Source organism: Lacticaseibacillus huelsenbergensis, from assembly GCF_029726355.1.
Lineage (GTDB): Bacteria > Bacillota > Bacilli > Lactobacillales > Lactobacillaceae > Lacticaseibacillus > Lacticaseibacillus casei.
This window is the reverse complement of sequence record NZ_CP120687.1, coordinates 2,875,379-2,894,137: the sequence shown is the minus strand read 5'-3', so window position 1 is coordinate 2,894,137 and position 18,759 is coordinate 2,875,379. Positions and strand designations below refer to the sequence as shown.

General features: G+C 49.6%; 18 protein-coding genes. 17 read left to right on the top strand and 1 reads right to left on the bottom strand.

Translation table 11 applies throughout. The features are described 5' to 3' along the window. Nucleotides 1-4 precede the first annotated feature (4 nt). The 7 genes from folD (at nt 5) to recN (ending at nt 6,351) form a co-directional block, all read left to right on the top strand. A complete protein-coding gene (gene folD / locus LHUE1_RS13375) occupies nt 5-856 on the top strand; it encodes a bifunctional methylenetetrahydrofolate dehydrogenase/methenyltetrahydrofolate cyclohydrolase FolD (protein WP_049169512.1) in 852 nt (283 codons plus the stop codon). Further along, entirely contained in the window at nt 849-2,198 is a 1,350-nt protein-coding gene (xseA, locus tag LHUE1_RS13370; RefSeq protein WP_049169491.1) for an exodeoxyribonuclease VII large subunit, read from the top strand. The genes folD and xseA overlap by 8 nt, the downstream gene beginning before the upstream one ends. Next, nucleotides 2,191-2,418 (top strand): exodeoxyribonuclease VII small subunit, encoded by a 228-nt coding sequence (locus LHUE1_RS13365; RefSeq protein WP_010487989.1) that lies wholly within the window; start codon nt 2,191-2,193, stop codon nt 2,416-2,418. Before xseA ends, LHUE1_RS13365 begins: the two co-directional genes overlap by 8 nt. Next, on the top strand, nt 2,415-3,263 hold the full coding sequence (locus LHUE1_RS13360; RefSeq protein ID WP_049169490.1) for a polyprenyl synthetase family protein: 849 nt from the start codon (nt 2,415-2,417) through the stop codon (nt 3,261-3,263). The genes LHUE1_RS13365 and LHUE1_RS13360 overlap by 4 nt, the downstream gene beginning before the upstream one ends. Then, the gene (locus tag LHUE1_RS13355; protein WP_049169489.1) at nt 3,263-4,093 is read left to right on the top strand and encodes a TlyA family RNA methyltransferase; all 831 of its coding nucleotides are present in this window, start codon (nt 3,263-3,265) and stop codon (nt 4,091-4,093) included. The genes LHUE1_RS13360 and LHUE1_RS13355 overlap by 1 nt, the downstream gene beginning before the upstream one ends. 103 nt (nt 4,094-4,196) lie before the next feature. Next, on the top strand, nt 4,197-4,649 hold the full coding sequence (locus LHUE1_RS13350; RefSeq protein ID WP_010487998.1) for an arginine repressor: 453 nt from the start codon (nt 4,197-4,199) through the stop codon (nt 4,647-4,649). 4 nt (nt 4,650-4,653) lie between these two features. Then, on the top strand, nt 4,654-6,351 hold the full coding sequence (recN, locus tag LHUE1_RS13345) for a DNA repair protein RecN (protein ID WP_047106288.1): 1,698 nt from the start codon (nt 4,654-4,656) through the stop codon (nt 6,349-6,351). Nucleotides 6,352-6,586: 235 nt separating this feature from the next. Here recN and LHUE1_RS13340 read toward each other — a convergent pair whose 3' ends face one another. Continuing rightward, entirely contained in the window at nt 6,587-6,889 is a 303-nt protein-coding gene (locus LHUE1_RS13340; protein WP_049169511.1) for a hypothetical protein, read from the bottom strand. Between the two features lie 99 nt (nt 6,890-6,988). Between LHUE1_RS13340 and LHUE1_RS13335 the strand changes: the two genes are divergently transcribed. The 10 genes from LHUE1_RS13335 to rsgA all read left to right on the top strand — a co-directional run bounded on the left by LHUE1_RS13335 (nt 6,989) and on the right by rsgA (nt 18,519). After that, on the top strand, nt 6,989-7,696 hold the full coding sequence (locus LHUE1_RS13335) for a patatin-like phospholipase family protein (protein ID WP_049169510.1): 708 nt from the start codon (nt 6,989-6,991) through the stop codon (nt 7,694-7,696). A 66-nt stretch (nt 7,697-7,762) separates the two neighbouring features. Beyond that, complete coding sequence (gmk, locus tag LHUE1_RS13330; RefSeq protein ID WP_025012432.1) at nt 7,763-8,389, top strand: guanylate kinase; 627 nt, start codon at nt 7,763-7,765, stop codon at nt 8,387-8,389. Nucleotides 8,390-8,447: 58 nt separating this feature from the next. Further along, on the top strand, nt 8,448-8,696 hold the full coding sequence (rpoZ, locus tag LHUE1_RS13325) for a DNA-directed RNA polymerase subunit omega (RefSeq protein WP_010488005.1): 249 nt from the start codon (nt 8,448-8,450) through the stop codon (nt 8,694-8,696). Nucleotides 8,697-8,911: 215 nt separating this feature from the next. Continuing rightward, on the top strand, nt 8,912-10,111 hold the full coding sequence (gene coaBC, locus LHUE1_RS13320) for a bifunctional phosphopantothenoylcysteine decarboxylase/phosphopantothenate--cysteine ligase CoaBC (protein WP_049169488.1): 1,200 nt from the start codon (nt 8,912-8,914) through the stop codon (nt 10,109-10,111). A gap of 4 nt (nt 10,112-10,115) precedes the next feature. After that, nucleotides 10,116-12,533 (top strand): primosomal protein N', encoded by a 2,418-nt coding sequence (gene priA / locus LHUE1_RS13315; protein WP_049169487.1) that lies wholly within the window; start codon nt 10,116-10,118, stop codon nt 12,531-12,533. A gap of 59 nt (nt 12,534-12,592) precedes the next feature. Continuing rightward, complete coding sequence (gene fmt / locus LHUE1_RS13310; RefSeq protein WP_049169486.1) at nt 12,593-13,549, top strand: methionyl-tRNA formyltransferase; 957 nt, start codon at nt 12,593-12,595, stop codon at nt 13,547-13,549. Then, the gene (gene rsmB / locus LHUE1_RS13305; protein WP_049169485.1) at nt 13,536-14,876 is read left to right on the top strand and encodes a 16S rRNA (cytosine(967)-C(5))-methyltransferase RsmB; all 1,341 of its coding nucleotides are present in this window, start codon (nt 13,536-13,538) and stop codon (nt 14,874-14,876) included. Before fmt ends, rsmB begins: the two co-directional genes overlap by 14 nt. A 9-nt stretch (nt 14,877-14,885) precedes the next feature. Further along, nucleotides 14,886-15,629: a Stp1/IreP family PP2C-type Ser/Thr phosphatase gene (locus LHUE1_RS13300; RefSeq protein ID WP_049169484.1), complete on the top strand. Its 744-nt coding sequence runs from the start codon at nt 14,886-14,888 to the stop codon at nt 15,627-15,629. Next, entirely contained in the window at nt 15,626-17,617 is a 1,992-nt protein-coding gene (gene pknB / locus LHUE1_RS13295) for a Stk1 family PASTA domain-containing Ser/Thr kinase (RefSeq protein ID WP_277848126.1), read from the top strand. Before LHUE1_RS13300 ends, pknB begins: the two co-directional genes overlap by 4 nt. Further along, nucleotides 17,614-18,519 (top strand): ribosome small subunit-dependent GTPase A, encoded by a 906-nt coding sequence (rsgA, locus tag LHUE1_RS13290; protein ID WP_049169482.1) that lies wholly within the window; start codon nt 17,614-17,616, stop codon nt 18,517-18,519. Before pknB ends, rsgA begins: the two co-directional genes overlap by 4 nt. Nucleotides 18,520-18,759: the final 240 nt, after the last annotated feature.

Sequence of the window (18,759 nt, the reverse complement as noted above, 5' to 3'; positions counted from 1 at the left end):
TTTTGTGGCAACGCGATTGGATGGCAAGGTAGTTTCAAAACGCATTCTTAGTGAACTTCAACAGACAGTGACTGGTTTGGCGCAACAAGGTGTGACGCCAACACTTGCAGTCATTTTAGTGGGATCGGATCCGGCCAGCCAGGTTTATGTGCGTAACAAACAACGGCGCGCGGAGGAAATCGGGGTTCGTTCCCTAATGTTTAAGTTGCCAGAAGAAACCTCTCAGGAAACCTTATTGGCAAAGGTAGCTGAATTGAATCAGGATCCCGATGTGGATGGCATTCTGGTCCAGCTGCCATTGCCCAAGCAACTGGATGAACGGGTCGTGATTAATGCGATCGATCCCGATAAAGACGTGGATGGCTTTAGCCCGGTGAGTGTGGGCCGCTTGTGGACCAATGAACCGACTGTTGTGGCTTCGACCCCTTATGGCATTATGGCGCTGTTAGATGCTTATCAGATTGATGTCACCGGTAAGCGGGTGGTCATTGTTGGCCGCTCGAACATTGTGGGCCGGCCGCTCGCTGGTCTGATGGTGAATCACGATGCGACGGTGACCATTGCCCACAGTAAAACCCGTGACCTTAAAGCGCTGACCCGTGAAGCGGATATTTTGGTTGTTGCGATTGGCGTGCCGCATTTTATTGGCGCCGATGCGGTTAAACCCGGGGCAACGGTTATTGATGTCGGTATTTCGCGCGGAGCTGATGGGAAACTGCACGGCGATGTCGATGCTGATGCGGTTGAGCCTGTTGCCGGTGCTTTAACACCGGTACCGGGTGGCGTTGGTCCGATGACAATTGCCTCACTCATGGCCCAAACAGTTGAACTGGCGAAGAGGCGATTGCATGGTTGATACCGACCAGTACTTAAGTGTCACCGCACTAACTCAATATTTAAAACGTAAATTCGATGCCGATCCTTATCTGGCCAAGGTTTATTTAACCGGTGAAATTTCTAATTATCGCAAACGGGTAGGCAATCAATATTTTTCCCTCAAGGATGATCACGCTAAGATCGGTGCGTTGATGTTCCGCAATGCTTTTAGCAAGTTGCAATTCAATCTTGAAGAAGGCATGAAGGTTCTGGCAGTTGGCCGCGTTAGTCTGTATGAACCAAGTGGTGAATACCGGCTGATTGTGGAACGGTTGGAACCGGACGGCGTTGGCGCACTCTACCAAGCCTTTGAGCAGTTAAAGAAAAAGCTGGCTAGCGAAGGGTTATTTGATCGCAATAAACGTCCGTTGCCGTTGTTTCCTAAACGCGTGGCGGTTGTGACCAGTCCCAGCGGTGCGGTGATTCAGGATATCATGACAACTGTGGCGCGCCGTTATCCGATTCTACAGCTGACTCTTTTTCCGGCGGTTGTCCAAGGGGATCAGGCGGCGGATTCGATTGTCAAACAGTTGAACCGCATTAAGGCCATGTCTGACTTTGATGCCGTCATTATCGGCCGCGGCGGCGGTTCGATTGAAGACCTGTGGCCGTTTAACGAAGAGAAAGTGGCGCGGGCTTTAGTCGACATGCCGATTCCGATTGTGAGTTCGGTCGGCCATGAAACCGATACGACCATTACGGACTTCATTGCCGATCGGCGGGCGGCGACGCCAACGGCTGCTGCGGAAATTGTAACGCCCGTGACGCTGGTCGACGCACTTAATCGCATCTCGGAAGATCGTGTGCGTCTGGTCAATGCGATGCACAACCGCCTCAAAAATGCTGCCAGCCGACTGCAGCGCTCTGCAGAAAGCGTCGTCTTAACCCAGCCTGATCGTTTGTACGACCAGTACGTGCAACGCGTCGATCAATTGCGGCAGCGGCTTAATCAAAGCATGGTCAATCAATTGCACGAAAATGACCATCGTCTGGCCATGGCGACGCAGCAACTTGATGGGCGGCAATTACTGATAAAAGTCGTGAACCTCAAACGGCAACTGCTCGATGATCAACACCGTCTAGATCGGGCAGTCATCAGTGTTGTAAAGGCTAAGCGTCAAGCGGTGGCCAATGCGGCGCTTGGACTGGACCATTTGAGCCCATTGAAGATACTGGGCCGAGGATTTGCCTATGTAACGGATGACACCGGGCAGATGCTCAAAAAGACAGATGACTATGCGGTCGGTGCCGACATTCACATTCATGTTGCGGATGGTCAAATTGGCGCTCATGTGACAACAAAGGAGAAGAATCATGGCTGAACCTACGTTTGAAGAAAAACTTGCCCAACTTGAAGCAATTGTCAATCAACTGGAGCAAGGCGATGTACCACTTGAAAAAGCTTTGGATCAATTTAAAGCTGGCGTGAAATTGAGTCAGGAACTCGAAAAAACATTGAAGTCAGCCGAAAAGACGGTGACAGAAATGGTGAGTGACGATGGCACCACCCAACCTTTTCAACCTAAAGAAGGCCAACAATGAATCCGATCTTAAGTCAATGGCGGACAGCCGTTGAACATACATTAGATGAAACACTAGCACAGGTACCTAACCCGCATTTACGCGCCGCAATGGCTTATTCCGTCGACGCAGGTGGTAAGCGATTACGTCCGCTACTGTTATTGAGCGTGGTTGCTATGTATGATGGTGTGGTTGCTGAGGCACTGCCTGCTGCCGCCTCGCTTGAATTTGTGCATACTTATTCATTGATTCATGACGATTTGCCTGCCATGGATAATGATGATCTGCGCCGCGGCAAACCGACGAATCACAAGCAGTTTGGTGAGGCGTTGGCGATCTTAGCCGGTGACGCACTTTTAACCGATGCCTTTGCCTTATTAAGTCAACATTATCCGGATAAACGCGCTGCGCTGATTCAGATACTTGCCGAGGCAGCTGGTAGTTCGGGGATGGTTGAAGGCCAGGTCCTCGATATGGATGGCGAGCGAGTCCAGTATGATTTGGCGACGCTGAAGCACATGCATCAAGCCAAAACCGGTGCCTTGATTCAAGCCGCTGTGGCGATGGGCACCGTATTCGTAACGATCCCCGAAGCTGATCAGGCGGCCTTGGCAGATTTTGCGGCTGCTTTTGGTCTCGGTTTTCAGATCAAGGATGATATTAACGATGTCACCAAAACAACTGCCGAGTTAGGCAAAACAGCGGATAAGGACGTTGCCGAGCATAAAAACACCTTCCCCGAGCTACTTGGACTAAAAGGTGCCGAGCAGGCGTTGGCAGCGCAGATTCAGCAGGCTGATGCAGCGTTAAAGAGCTTAACTGTTGATGCTGCGGCGCTACAATCGATTTTGGCGGTGTTGAAATAATGGAAAAAGTCAAAAAAGAACGGGTTGACGTCTTGCTGGTTGAGCAGGGACTTTTTGAATCCCGTGAACAAGCAAAACGCTCGGTCATGGCTGGTGAGGTCTATGATCAGAACAACCAACGCTTAGATAAGCCAGGCGTCAAGATCCCAGGCGATGCGATTTTGCACGTGAAAGGTAAAAAAATGCCGTATGTCAGTCGCGGCGGGCTTAAACTGGCAAAAGCCTTGAAATCGTTTCACCTTGATTTAACCGGCAAAACGGTTTTGGACATCGGTGCGTCAACAGGCGGCTTCACTGACGTTGCATTACAAAAAGGTGCCAAGATGAGCTATGCCTTGGATGTTGGCTATAATCAGTTAGCGTGGAAATTGCGCGAAGATCCGCGAGTCAAGGTGATGGAACGCGTGAATTTTCGCTACAGCAAACCGGAAGATTTTACTGACGGCCCGGTTGAATTTGCAATGACAGATGTTAGCTTTATTTCATTGAAATTGATTTTACCGCCACTAAAAGCGATTCTGATTCCTGATGGCCATGCGGTTGCGTTAATTAAGCCGCAGTTTGAAGCAGGTCCAGCTCATGTTGGCAAGCACGGCATTGTCCGTGATCCCCAGGTCCATCGCGATGTTTTAAAAATGATTGTCGATTTTGCCAGTGCGACTGGTTACAACGTCTTGGGTTTAGACTATAGTCCGATTAAAGGCGGAGAAGGCAATATTGAATTTTTAATTCATTTACAAAATGCCGAACAAATCCCGGGTAAAGTCGCGCCAACTGTAGACATTGAGGCAACATTGAAGGCTGCTTATGCCGAATTAAAACGTCCTTAATGTATATTTATGCAAAACCGTGGCAACCCCGCGATGCATGCGCTATGCTAGAGCTAAAGCATTCTGAGCCACTGGGATGCCCATTTTTGATAGAGGTGAGCATATGCGCAAGCGTGAACGACAAGCAACCATTCAGCGGTTAATTCGGGATGAGCCCATTGAGCGGCAAGAAGACTTGGTGGCGCGTCTTAACGACCTGAACATTCCGGTAACCCAAGCAACTATTTCACGCGACATCAAAGAAATGCAGTTGATTAAAGTGCCAGCAGGGGAAGGCCACTATCGCTACAGTATGCCAGTTGAAAAGCAGCTTCCGGCAACTGACAAATTGAAGCGGACGCTTGTAACGGCGATGAAGTGGGGCGAAGCCATGGATAACTTTGTCCATTTAGCCTTGTTACCGGGGACGGCGGCAGCAGTTGAAACGTTAATTGAGCAGTTAGATGATCAACGGATTTTTGCAACGATTAGTGGTGATGCATCGATTCTGATTATTTGTCGGTCGGCGCAATATGCGTCAGCAGTATTGTCTGAACTTGAGGCAATGGTGGGGTGAAGCAATGTTACAAGAGTTAGCAATTCATGATTTTGCCATCATTGACAACCTGGCACTGAGCTTTCAGCCGGGGATGACGGCGCTCACAGGAGAAACCGGTGCCGGGAAGTCAATCATTATTGATGCAGTCGGTCTGCTAGCCGGTGGGCGCGGATCAGTGGACTTCATTCGGACCGGCACCGCCAAAGCCAGCTTAGAGGGCTTGTTTGATGCGCAAGCTAATCCGGCTACTGAAGCCAAATTGCAGGCATACGGGGTCATGGATCCGGATCAAAAAGACACGGTCTTATTACAGCGGGAATTATTCCGCAGTGGGCGTAATGTTTGCCGCGTCAATGGACATTTAGTGAATACTGCAACGTTAAAAGCTATCGGCGAGACGCTGGTCGACATTCATGGTCAAAACGAACATCAGCAGTTAATGCATTCCGAAACGCACTTAGGTTTGTTGGATGCCTTTGCTGGTGATGATTTGCTGAAAATCCGGCAACAGTATGCCGAGGTTTATCACAATTATCAACACACTTTACAGGCCGTCAAGCAAAAACAGGCGAACGAACAGGAATGGGCACAACGGCTGGACATGCTGAAATTCCAGGTTAATGAAATTCAAAGTGCAGATCTGCATCCGCATGAAGATACGGATTTAAGTACCGAGCGGGAACGCCTCGCCAATTTTCAAAAAATTAATTCAGCGTTACAGGAAAGTTATGCATTGCTAAGCGACGAAGAGGTTAATGCGCTTGACCAAATCGGCCAAGCCATGTCGAGTATGCAAAGTATTGCGGATTTGGATCCTGATTTTGCGGCCATCGCCGATAATCTGCAAAGTGCCTATTACAGTTTGCAGGATGTCCAAAATGATTTATCTAACGAGCTTGATGATCAGGAGTTTGATGAGGGTCGGCTTGATGAAGTTGAAAAGCGCCTTGATTTATTTAATCAACTCAAACGTAAATACGGTGAAACGCTTGATGAAGTCATTGCCTATGGTAAGCGTGCGGCCGCAGAATTAAGTCAGATGGAGCAGGCCGAAACCTCGGTTGAAGATCTAGACAGTACTTTGAAAGAATCCCGCGCGCAGTTGCAAAAACTGGGGTCAGCCTTGTCCAAGCGGCGGCATGCGGCGGCCAAACAACTGACCAAAGCGATTCATGAACAGCTAGCATCGCTATACATGGATAAAACAGTCTTCTCGGTTCATTTCACGAAGGCCAAAGATTTTCGGCCAGATGGTTTGGACGAAGCGGTTTTCTATATCCAGACAAACCCAGGTGAAGAAGCAAAACCGCTGGCTAAAATTGCCTCAGGTGGCGAACTGTCGCGCTTGATGCTGGCAATGAAAACGATTTTTGCCCGATCCGAAGGTGTGACAGCCATTATCTTTGATGAAGTTGACACTGGGGTATCCGGTCGAGTTGCCCAGGCAATTGCCAATAAAATCAGCCTCATTGCCAAATCTTCGCAGGTTCTTTGCATTACGCATCTGCCACAGGTCGCTGCCATGGCGGATCACGAGTATGTGATCAGTAAAAACGTCCATGACGGGCGAACTACCACGCAAGTTAACAAACTAACGGCTAAAGCACGGGTTGATGAAATTGCCCGTATGCTGGCTGGTGAAAAGATCACCAAACTAACGGTCGAACACGCCGAAGAGTTGTTGAAAATGGCCGATGAGTTCAAACACGGTCGGACATGACCTCATTTGGCGTCCAGGCTTATCCATTAAGTGATGTACATTTACGGAACTGAATAGCAAAAAATCGCTCGCAAGACATAATTTTTGTCTTTGCGGGCGATTTTAATTTAAATGTATCACCGGCTTCAGTGCGGCAAACATGTGATGTTAGCCTAATGATGCGACTTAGAAACGTAGCGATGGTTTCTAATGCACAGCTTTAATGTTCAACATGATTGGAATTGGAAAGGGCCTGTTAATCAAAGCGCTTGATAAAGTTGACACTTGTGCTGGTCATGACGCGGAAAACGTTGCTGTGGTATGCTTTGACTAGAAAGCGGTTGTTGCCGAGCGTCCGAATAATGTGACCAACAAAAGGTGACGATTCGTGATTAAAGAAGAGTGCCACTTTATAGTGACGCTGCATGGCCTGATCAATGAAAAGATCCACCTGATGCATTGGCATGCGAGCAGTGGGCGCTGCCAGATCGAATATTTCGCGATAAGAAGCCACAAGATGCTGGGTGACGCTTTGCAGTGCTGATGATTTATTTTCCATGATCAAGCCTCCGAACATTTGTTTGTAACTTCATTATACGAACATGTGTTCAAACTTGCAACTACTTTTTTAACTTACGATCGCTTCAGTTACAAGGTGATGTGCAAACGGAGGTGCGTTAGTTTGACCCTTGCAGTTGTTTTCGGTGGTGGCGCGGCGCATGGCGCATATCAGGCAGGTGTGTGGACTGTTTTGGGTCCGCAACTGGCACCGACTTTTGTGATCGGTTCTTCAATCGGAGCCATTAACGCGGCGGCAACAGCCCGCATGACGCCATTCCAATTAGCCCGCTGGTGGCAATATTTTACGGCACGCAAAATGACCGGACCGGTGTTTGCACGGCGGAATTTTGTTCCACTGCTTGATCAAATGCTGAAGATGCCGAAACGCGATGATCGAGCGGTGCTGGTTGTGACAACCTCGCTGCCGGATTTTAAAGCTCATGTCACTAGGTTAGACGTGCTTGATGCCGTGGATGCCAGAGAATGGTTATTAGCATCAAGTGCGATGCCGGGTGTGTTCACGCCGATCAAACGACAAGGCGTTAATTTTGTGGATGGTGGCGTGGTCAATGATTTACCGGTTGATCTTGCCAGAGATATCGGTGCTGATTTTGTCGTGGCGATTAGTGGTGAAGGCATTGGCCGCATCGGTCATGATCACGGCGATTGCTATCTAAAACCCAGTCGCCGGTTGCCGCAGCTCTTTGATTTTCGGCCAAGTGCCATCGCTGCCATGTTGGAATTGGGTCGTCAGGATGCCAAAAAAGCGTTACCCCGCATGACGTTTTTGTTACCACATCAATGAAGCAGTTGAAATCAGCGTCGAAAAAGTGCAAAATGTTTGGTAATACTTAACGAAAGAGGTTCACACATGCACGAACGGGGGATGCTGATTGTTTTGTCTGGCCCTAGTGGCGTTGGCAAAGGAACAGTTCGGCAGGCCATGCTGAATGGTAACTATCGGGATTTTCAATATTCAATTTCAATGACGACACGCCAAATGCGGCCCGGTGAGGTTGACGGGGTTGATTATTATTTCAGAACCAAGGCGCAGTTTGAGCACGAAATTGCGACAGGTGGTATGCTGGAATATGCGAAGTACGTGGATAACTACTATGGTACGCCGCTGAAATATGTGAATGAGACGCTTGATTCCGGGCGTGATGTGTTACTTGAAATCGAAGTCAATGGTGCTATGCAAGTGCGCAAAAAATGTCCCAATGGCGTTTTTATTTTCTTGACGCCACCAGACTTAGGTGAGTTGCGCCATCGGCTAAAAGGCCGTGGTACCGATGACGATGAAACGATTGATAAACGCATTCGCAAGGCAGCTTCGGAAATCACGATGATGGAGAACTACGATTATGCCGTGGTCAATGACAAGGTTGATTTGGCTGTAAAACGGATTGAACGCATCATTGAAAGCGAACATTTACGGGTGCCACGCGTGATTGATCGTTACAAAGGCATGTTGGCAAGTGCCGACTTAGCCAGATAAGGACAGGCTGACTGCTCGCCGCGGCAGAGCAGCTATTATGACAAAAAGGAGCTTCATTATGATTATTTATCCTTCTATTGACAAGTTACTGGAAAAAGTACCTTCACGCTATTCGCTAGCGGTCTTGGCCGCAAAACGCGCTCATGAACTCGAATCTGGGGATCTGAAAATGTTGTCTGATTATAAATCTGACAAGAGTGTCGGCAAAGCACTTGAAGAAATTGCCGCGGGTGACGTGGTCATCGATCCAAAGTCCAAGTTACTTGAACGCGATGCTGAAAAGCTGGATCACAAGGAACAAGCATAAGCACCCATGATGTTCATCCATTTGGGTTTGCGCCAATAGGAAAAGGAGGCAGGGACACTGCAAAAAAGTCCACTGCCTCTTTTTGTTGAGCGCGAGCAGGAGCGTTTGGAAATCGGTAATCCAGACTCTGACGCTCGGTTCTCGCAACCATGCAAGCATGCCGCTCACTGTTTGCTATAATGAACCTAAGAATACAGAAGTAAAAGGGGTGCCTCATGAAGAAGCAACAGATAGCCCTGTTTGTCACTGGCGGCATTGCTGCTTACAAAACGCCGTTGCTGGTCCGGGCGTTAGTAAAAGCAGGCCATGATGTGCGCGTTGCAATGACAACAAGTGCTGAAAAGTTTGTCACGCCGGAAACGCTTGCGATTGTTAGCAAGCACGCCGTTTTGACGGATGGACATGAATTTGACCATCCCGAACATGTTGCCCACGTAGCTTTGGCTCGTTGGGCCGACTTAGGCGTTATTGTGCCAGCCACGGCGAATACCCTGGCAAAACTGGCGGCAGGCATGGCCGATAACGTTGTGACGACAACCTTGTTAGCAATGGCCGCACCCAAGCTCATGGTGCCGGCTATGAATGATCAAATGTGGCAAAATCCGCAAACACAACACAATATAACCAAGCTAACCGCACAGCAAGGATATCTTTTACTGCCACCGGCAACCGGTCAGTTAGCAGAAGGCTATGTCGGCGTTGGCAGAATGCCAGAGCCAGACCAGATTGCCCTTTACATCGAAAGCCTTGATGAACCGCTGCTAAAAGGCCGGCATATTATCGTGTCAGCCGGGGGCACCAAGGAGCGATTGGATCCGGTACGTTTTTTAACCAATGATTCATCTGGCAAAATGGGTACCGCTATTGCCAATGCAGCGGCTGGTGCCGGGGCTACAGTCACGCTGGTCACAACGAAGCAATTGCCAGTTGTTCCTGGCGTGACGGTTAAACCGGTGACAAGCGCTCAGTCGATGGCTGATGCCATTATGATTGAGTTTGAAGAGGCCGATGCTGTGGTGATGGCGGCAGCGGTGGCGGATTACCGGGCACCGACCATTAGTGACCATAAATTGAAAAAGGTTGACGCCAATAGCGGCTTAACATTGACCTTAGTTCAGAATCCGGATATTCTGGCGACGTTAGGCCAAAAGAAAACCCATCAGTTAGTGATTGGATTTGCCGCCGAAACCAATGACTTATTGGCCAATGCTCAAGTCAAACTAACGAAGAAAAAAGCAGATATGATCGTTGCCAATGCGGTTGATGCAACGCACGGGTTCAATGCCGATACGGATGCTGTGACTTTATTGCGGCCAAACCAACCGCCAGTGACATTACCGGAGATGTCCAAGCAACAAGTGGCCGTCGCACTGATCAAACAGTTAGCAACGATGTTACCGAAACAAAAGGGGTGAGCGCTTGGCAACGATTGCCAAAGTGATTGTGGATGTTCCGACCATGCAAACTGATCGGCCGTTTGATTACCTGGTGCCACAACGTTTGGATGGTGCACTTCAAGCAGGCATGCGGGTTTGGGTGCAATTTGGCAAAGGCGATCGCAAAGTCAGCGGCATGGTTGTGGCCATTGCCAATCAAAGTCAATATGATGGCGAACTTAAGCCACTCCTGGATGTACTCGATCCGGCACCGGTGCTTAATCACGAAATGCTAGGATTGTCCAAATGGCTGGCAGAAACCACCTATTCATTTTGGATTGCCTGCATGCAGACGATGCTGCCAGCGATGCTGAAGATCGATGCCGTCAAGGTAGCCGAACCACTGGGGTTGTCTGCTGATGAGCGCACGCGGTACTTCGGTCAAGCGGATAGCGTCGCCATGAATACGTTAAGTGACGAGCAACAGATTGCGCTGATGAAGTTGGCCCAGGCCGGCAAAGTGGCGATTTCTTACATCAAAAAAGATCGAGCGCGGGTCAAGAAGGTCTTTTATCTTGTGCCGCAGTTGTCACCTGAGCAGGCTGAGGAGCAAAAAAATCAGGTACGCAAAAACGCCGTCAAACAGCTGGAACTGCTTTCCTTCATCAAAACCTGGTCGGCGGAACATCAGCGCCCCTTGTTAACGGAAGTGGAGCATCGCCATCACCTGACAAAATCGGTTATTAATCAGGCAGCGGCAAAAGGCTGGCTAAAACTAGAAGCGCATGAAACCTACCGAGATCCATATCCACAACTCCAGCATCAACCGTTGACGCAACCACTGCCGCTCACAGACGAGCAGCAGGCAGTGGTCAAAACCATTAACGCGGCCGTTAAAGCTAAGGAACCTGAGACGTTCTTGTTGGAAGGCGTCACCGGTTCCGGTAAAACTGAAGTCTATCTTCAGGTGATTGCCCAAGTGCTAGCGGCTGGGCAGACAGCCTTGATGCTGGTTCCCGAAATTGCGCTCACGCCACAGATGGTGGATCGCGTCAAAGGTCGGTTTGGCATGCACGTGGCGGTGATGCACTCAGGCTTGTCAGATGGTGAAAAGTACGACGAATGGCGGCGAATTGCCCGCGGCGAAGCCCAAGTGGTCGTCGGCGCCCGCTCTGCTGCTTTTGCGCCGTTGAAGCATATTGGCGTCTTCATCATGGATGAGGAACACGAAACCAGTTATAAGCAAGACTCCTCGCCACGTTACCATGCACGTGACGTCTTGTTAAAACGGGCGCAGATTCATCATGCACCGGTCGTTTTAGGCTCCGCAACGCCTTCACTGGAATCACGTGCCCGAGCGGCAAAAGGCGTCTATACACTGTTACGGTTGCCGCATCGAATCAATGATCAACCGTTACCACCGGTTCACATTGTGGATATGCGTGAAAGCTTTGCGCAAGGTGGGCAAGAAGACTTTTCCGCGCCGCTGTTGGACGCTTTGAAGTTACGGCTGCAGCGTCATGAGCAAAGTGTGTTGCTGCTGAATCGCCGTGGTTATTCGAGTTTTGTTATGTGTCGGGATTGCGGTTATGTTGCAAAGTGTCCTAACTGCGACATCAGCCTCACGTTACACATGGATACGCACACGTTGAAGTGTCATTATTGCGGCCACGAAGAAGCCATTCCGCGCCGCTGCCCGCAATGTGGTTCGGATAAAATCCGTTATTTCGGCACCGGTACGCAAAAAGTGGAAGCACAATTGCAAAAGTTGCTGCCAGATGCCCGGATTTTGCGTATGGATGTCGATACCACACGACGCAAAGGTGGTCATGCGCGGATCTTGAATGCTTTTGGGGCCCACCAGGCAGATATTTTGTTAGGCACCCAAATGATTGCCAAAGGATTGGATTTCCCTGACGTGACACTGGTTGGCGTGATTAATGCCGACACGGCGCTAGGCTTGCCGGATTTTCGAGCAAGTGAGAAGACGTTTCAGTTGTTGACGCAGGTCAGTGGCCGTGCCGGGCGCGCTGATAAGCCTGGCGAAGTATTTGTCCAGACCTTTAACCCGGATCATTACGCCATTCAGTATGCCAAACGTCAGGATTATGAAGGCTTCTTTCGGCAGGAAATGGCGGTTCGTCATCAAGGCAATTATCCGCCGTACTTCTTTTCGACTAAGATCGGTGTCAGTCATGTCGATGAAACCCAAGCTGCTAAAGCCATTTTTTCGCTGGCAAAGGAGCTACGCGATCGATTATCCGATCAAGTGATCATGCTTGGTCCGACGCCCGGACCGATTGCCCGTTTGAAAAATCGCTATATTTATCAGATCGTTTTAAAATACAAGCATGAGCCGACGTTGGCTGAAACATTGCAACACATTCTTGAAGAAACCCAACAAAGCAGTCGTCAAGGCTTTCAGGTGACGATTGATCCCGAACCACTTTCATTTGTGTAAAAAAAACAACAACCGATTCGTTAGTATTTTGTTAACGAACTTAAGGTTTGGAGGAAAATATGACTTCAGTAATTTTCTTAGGCACCCCCGATTTTGCGGTACCCATTCTAGAAGGTCTGATTGACCAAAACTATAATGTTGTGGCGGTCATGACCCAGCCGGATCGAAAAGTCGGCCGTAAGCAGAAGGTGGCCGCCAGTCCGGTTAAGCAGGCTGCCGTCGCCCATGACATCCCGGTATTGCAACCGGAAAAACTTAGCGGCAGTCCCGAATTAGCTAAGGCCATTGCTTTGGCGCCTGATTTAATCGTGACGGCAGCTTATGGGCAATTTTTGCCGACCAAGTTTTTGCAGGCGGCTCAAATTGCGGCAGTCAATGTCCATGGCTCTTTGCTGCCAAAATATCGCGGCGGCGCGCCGATTCAATATAGCATTATCAACGGTGATGCCGAAACTGGCGTGACGATTATTGAAATGGTGAAGAAAATGGATGCCGGTGACATGTTTGCCCAAGCTAAGTTACCGCTAACCCGCCAAGATGATACTGGCACCGTTTTTACAAAGCTGTCGTTGCTAGGCCGCGATTTACTGTTGGCAACATTGCCGAAGATTATTGACAACACAGCAACCCGCACCCCGCAGGATCCTGAAAAAGTGACGTTTGCGCCAACGATTACCAAAGAACAGGAACATCTCAACATTCACTTACCGGCGCAAGCCTTGGATCAGTGGGTGCGTGCGCTTCGGCCTGATGTGGGCGGCTATGTCTACATGAATGGCCAGCGCGCGAAACTGTGGGCAGTAACGCCATTGTCCGAAAAAACGGACTTGCCTGCTGGCAGTGTCGTGGAACGCAGCAAGCATCAATTGGTGGTGGCGGCTGGAGATCAGACCACTTTTCAAATTGACGAATTGCAGCCAGCCGGTAAAGGCAAGCAACATATCGCCGATTATTTGAACGGTCCTGGCCGTGATTTGACAGTCGGACAGCAGGTGATCACCGATGAAGCCAAATAATCCGCGATTGCTGGCAGTCCAGACGTTAACCCGCGTTGTGGGCAAAGGTGGTTATTCCAATCTGACCCTTGACCACATCATCACTAAGTATCGGCTTGACAGTCGGGATGCTGGTTTGCTGACCAACATTGTATATGGGGTGATTCAGCATCAATTGACCTTAGATTATCTGTTGCACCCGTTCGTCAAAAATCGCCAACTGGATCCTTGGGTTCGGTGTTTGCTGCAAACTGCGGTCTATCAACTACAGTATTTAGATAAAGTGCCGGCGCGGGCAGTCTTTTTTGACAGCACCGAAATCGCCAAACAACTGGGCCATCAAGGCATTGCCAAGTTTGTGACCGGGGTGCTGCGGCAAGCACAGCGTACCGGTTTCCCGGATCCTGCAAGCATTAGCGATCCCATCGAGCGACTTGCTATCACCAGCAGCACGCCGCTTTGGCTGGTTAAGAAGCTCCAGGAACAGTTGGGTGTCGCCAAAACAGCCAGCGTACTGGCGGCCATCAATCAGCCTGCGCATGCGTCAATTCGCGTCAATACCACCAAAATAACGCCGGATGCTTTGCTGAAAATCTTACAGCCGAGCTTTCCTGAACTACGGGAAAGCCCGCTGACGCCGATCGGCTTGATTGCTCCCGGCGGACATTTGGCGGGCATGCCGGAATTTGCTGCAGGGGATTACACCATGCAGGATGAAAGTTCGATGTTGGTGGCGCCGAGTCTGGATATTCAGCCAGGTGATGCAGTGTTGGATGCATGTGCGGCTCCTGGTGGCAAAACGACCCACATTGCCCAGTATCTTGATCCTGATCAAGGAGGACGTGTTACGGCATTGGACCTCCATGCCAACAAGATTCGGCTAGTTCAACAAAATGCCAATCGTTTGGGATTAGCCGATCGGGTTTCTGCCCAAATGTTGGATGCCCGTCAAGTTGATGCCACTTTTGCACCTGAATCGTTTGACAAGATTTTAGTTGATGCGCCTTGCTCCGGATTGGGACTGATTCGCCGTAAACCGGAAATCAAGTACACCAAACAGGCTGATGATCCGCGCCATTTACAACAGATTCAGTTGGCGATTCTTAATAGCGTGGCGCCCACATTAAAAATCGGTGGCCGCCTGACGTATAGTACATGTACAATGGTGAAAGAGGAAAATCAGGATGTTGTCGCGCAATTTTTGGCTGCTCATCCTGAATTTGAACAGGTGCCGGTTTTGACGCTCAAGCCATTAACCAAGGCGCATGGGGCACCGGCACTGCAACTATTTCCAGACGATTATGATACCGACGGCTTTTTCATTGCCAGTATGATTCGCCGTAAATGAGGGGTATGTATGGAGTTTGCTTATCGCACGGACATCGGTCGGCGGCGACCAAATAATCAAGATTATGTCGGTATTTTCAAGAACCAATCTGAAGCAACGCTTGCTTTGGTGGCTGATGGGATGGGCGGCCACCGCGGCGGTGATGTTGCCAGTGAAATGGCGGTATCGCATCTCGGCTACGCGTTTGAAAAGACCGATACGGCTGAAATCGAGTCAATCGTGCGTTGGCTTATTTTTGAGTTGCAGCAAGAAAATGACATGATTTTACAAAAAGCCAAACAATATACCGATCTTTCCGGTATGGGGACAACAGTGGTGGCGGTCATTATCAGTGGCACGCGGTTTGTCGTGGCCAATATCGGTGACTCGCGTGGGTACCTTTATCGTAACGGCCATCTGATTCAGATTACTGAAGATCATAGCCTGGTCAACGAATTGGTGAAATATGGCGAATTGACCCCTGAAGAGGCCAAACGCTTCCCGCAACGGAATGTGATCAGCCGTTCTTTAGGGGTCAGCAGCGATGTTGACGCTGACGTGACGATTTATGACATGGAGTATGATGATTACCTGCTGCTTTGTTCAGACGGCCTAACCAATATGGTTGACAACGAAAGCATTGCGGCGGTTTTACGCGAGGATATGCCGATTGGCAGCAAGGCCCAGGAATTGATTCTTCAAGCTAATGCGGCTGGCGGACCGGATAATATTAGCGCCTTGATCATTCATCAGGATCGGAGGGAACCGTCATGATCGAGCCGGGGACGATTTTAAATGAACACTATAAGCTCATCAAAACATTAGGCGAAGGCGGCATGGCCAACGTCTATTTAGCGCACGATCTTATCCTCGATCGTGACGTTGCGGTCAAGGTTTTGCGACTTGATCTACAAAACGATCCCGACACGGTTCGGCGATTCCAACGTGAGGCCATGGCGACCAGCGAATTGGTGCACCCTAATATCGTGTCGATTTATGATGTGGGTGAAAGCCATGGTCAGCAGTTTCTGGTCATGGAGTATGTTAAAGGCTCTGATTTAAAGCATTATATCGTTGAGCATTTTCCGATTCCGTATCAGCGCGTTGTCGATATGATGGAAGAAATTCTGTCTGCGGTTCAAACGGCTCATGATCACAATATTATTCACCGCGATTTAAAACCGCAGAATATTTTGATTGATGCAAACGGGCATGCCAAAATTACTGATTTCGGGATTGCTGTCGCGCTATCGGAAAATTCCATGACGATGACCAATTCGTTATTGGGATCGGTTCATTATCTTTCCCCTGAGCAGGCTCGGGGGAGTATGCCCACGCGACAAAGCGACATTTATGCGCTCGGGATCATTCTTTTTGAAATGTTGACGGGCTCGGTTCCGTTTGAAGGTGATTCAGCGGTCTCAATTGCGTTGAAGCATTTTCAGGAAGAGGTTCCTTCAGTTCGAGCGTTTGATCCTCATATTCCGCAAGCCCTCGAGAATGTTGTCTTCAAAGCGACTGCCAAGAATCCTGCCAATCGGTATACCAGTGCCGAGGCCATGGCAAGCGATTTGAACACTGCCTTGAGTCCTGCCCGAGCCCATGAAGCCAAGTACGTGATTCCTAAGGACGATTTGGATGAAACGCGAGTTGTGCCGATCGTTCCTAATGGCCCAACTCCGCCGCACAATTCTGATGGCGGAGCGGATCAGCCCGCCGATCAATCTGCGCCTGAGAACCGGCCTAAACAGAAGCGCCGCCGCTGGCTTATTGTTGCCATCAGTGCAGTCGTGGTTCTTTTGCTGCTGATCGGGATTGGCGTTGTAACAGCCAATCAAAAGGCAGACGTAACCGTACCTGACTTACGCGGCATGACAACTGCTCAGGCCAAGACAGCGCTAAAAAGTGCGCGGTTGAAGGTCGGAAAGTATCGCTATGCTTACTCAACCAAGGTGGATAAGGATTTAGTCATCGATTCTGATCCGAAACGGCAAGTCAGCGTGAAAGAGTCGTCGAGCGTCAACCTGATTTTAAGTCGGGGACAACCGCGAATCACGCTGGATAATTATGTCGGGCAGGATTATAGCGATGCCAAGTCTGACTTGCAAAAACGCGGCGTGACCGTGAAGGAGAAACTAATTAAAACAAATGAAGCTTCTGCGGGTAAGATTTTAAGCCAAAGTATCAAAGCCGGGAAAAAAGTGATTGCCAGCAAGACAACCATCACGTTTGAAGTTGCCGAGCCGGTTAAAGTCAAGAAGGTCAACACGTCGTTTGCGTTGCGTGACCTTACCGGATACACGGAAAAGAGTTTACGCGACTACGCTAATGAAGTCGGCTTAAAGATTGTGATCAGTCAAAGTTATTCCGATACGGTCGATACTGGCATGGTGATTAGTCAGAACCCGGCTGCAGGGACACAGGTTCAATCCGGAGCCACCGTGAATGTCACCATTTCCCAAGGTGCAGACCCTGATGAAGTCAAAACCGTTTCAAAAACTATTTCGATTCCGTACCAGGCACCATCTGCTGCTTCCGGTAGCGCGAGTGCCAGCGCAAGCAGCAGTGGCGTGACACCAAATGGCATTCAGGTCTTTATTGGTGATAAGACACACAATATCAGTGACATCAATAAAACATTCAATATCACGGCAGATGACCAGGTCACGATTACGTTGCAGGTTAGCAAGAAGTATCCCGGCAGCTACCGCGTTGTGCGAGATGGCACAGTGATTGCGCAGGAGGCAAATATTACCCAATGAGTGATGAATTAACCGGAAGAATCATTAAACAAATTAGTGGGTACTATGATATTGCGGTCGGTGAGACAGTTTATCGCACCCGAGGCCGTGGTAGTCTGCGCAATGACAACATCACGCCGCTGGTTGGCGACTTTGCGGCCTTTCAACCCGGTCATGGGGATGATGAAGGTTATCTTTTACGGATCCTGCCACGCCAAAATGCGTTGGCACGTCCGCCAGTCGCCAACGTGGATCAGGCCTTGCTGATTACCTCTGCCGTTGAACCAGACTTTTCCTTGAATTTATTGGATCGCTTTCTGGTTTATCTCGAAGGCCATGCGATTCACGCTGAAATTTATTTGACCAAAACCGATTTGGCCCCTGCCAAATTACTGGAAAAGATTCGAACATCATTGACAGGCTACCAAGCGATCGGCTACGCTGTTTTTGCGCCGGAGCATGTTTTTGATCAAGCGGTTTTGAAACAGGTTCACGCTAGTTTTGCGGATAAATTGACGATTTTTACTGGCCAAACAGGATCAGGGAAATCGACTTTGATCAACCACTTGGTGCCGGGACTGGATTTGGCGACTGCGTCTATCAGTCGTGCATTGAATCGTGGGCGGCATACGACGCGGACAACGGATTTGTATCCGATTCATGGCGGGTTAGTGGCTGACACCCCAGGGTTTTCATCGCTTGGCCTGCTAGATGTGACCTTAGATGATTTACGCGACCGATTCCCTGAATTTGTTGCTTTGGCACCTAACTGTAAGTTTCGCGGGTGTCAACACGTTAGCGAGCCCCACTGTGCAGTCAAGGCAGCTTTGGCCGCTGGCAAGATCATGGCGAGTCGCTATGAAAATTATTTGCAGTTCCGCGAAGAATTAAGCGGCAAGCGCCCGGTTTATAAGAAAAAGTAATCGATCATGCGTGGACTGGTTTGGAAGCGCTGGTTTGCGCTCACATTAACGCGTTCACCGGCGCAGGAGTCTGCGTGTAAGGACCTTGGCCGCAATGGCCTAAGCTCGGGCCATCACGCCCAAGGCCACTTACACTCCGACTCCTAAGCGCGCCGGTTCACGCTCACATTAACGCGCTCGCTAGCGCAGAAGCCTGCGTGTAAGGACCTTGGTCGCAATGGCCTAAGTCCAGGCCATCAC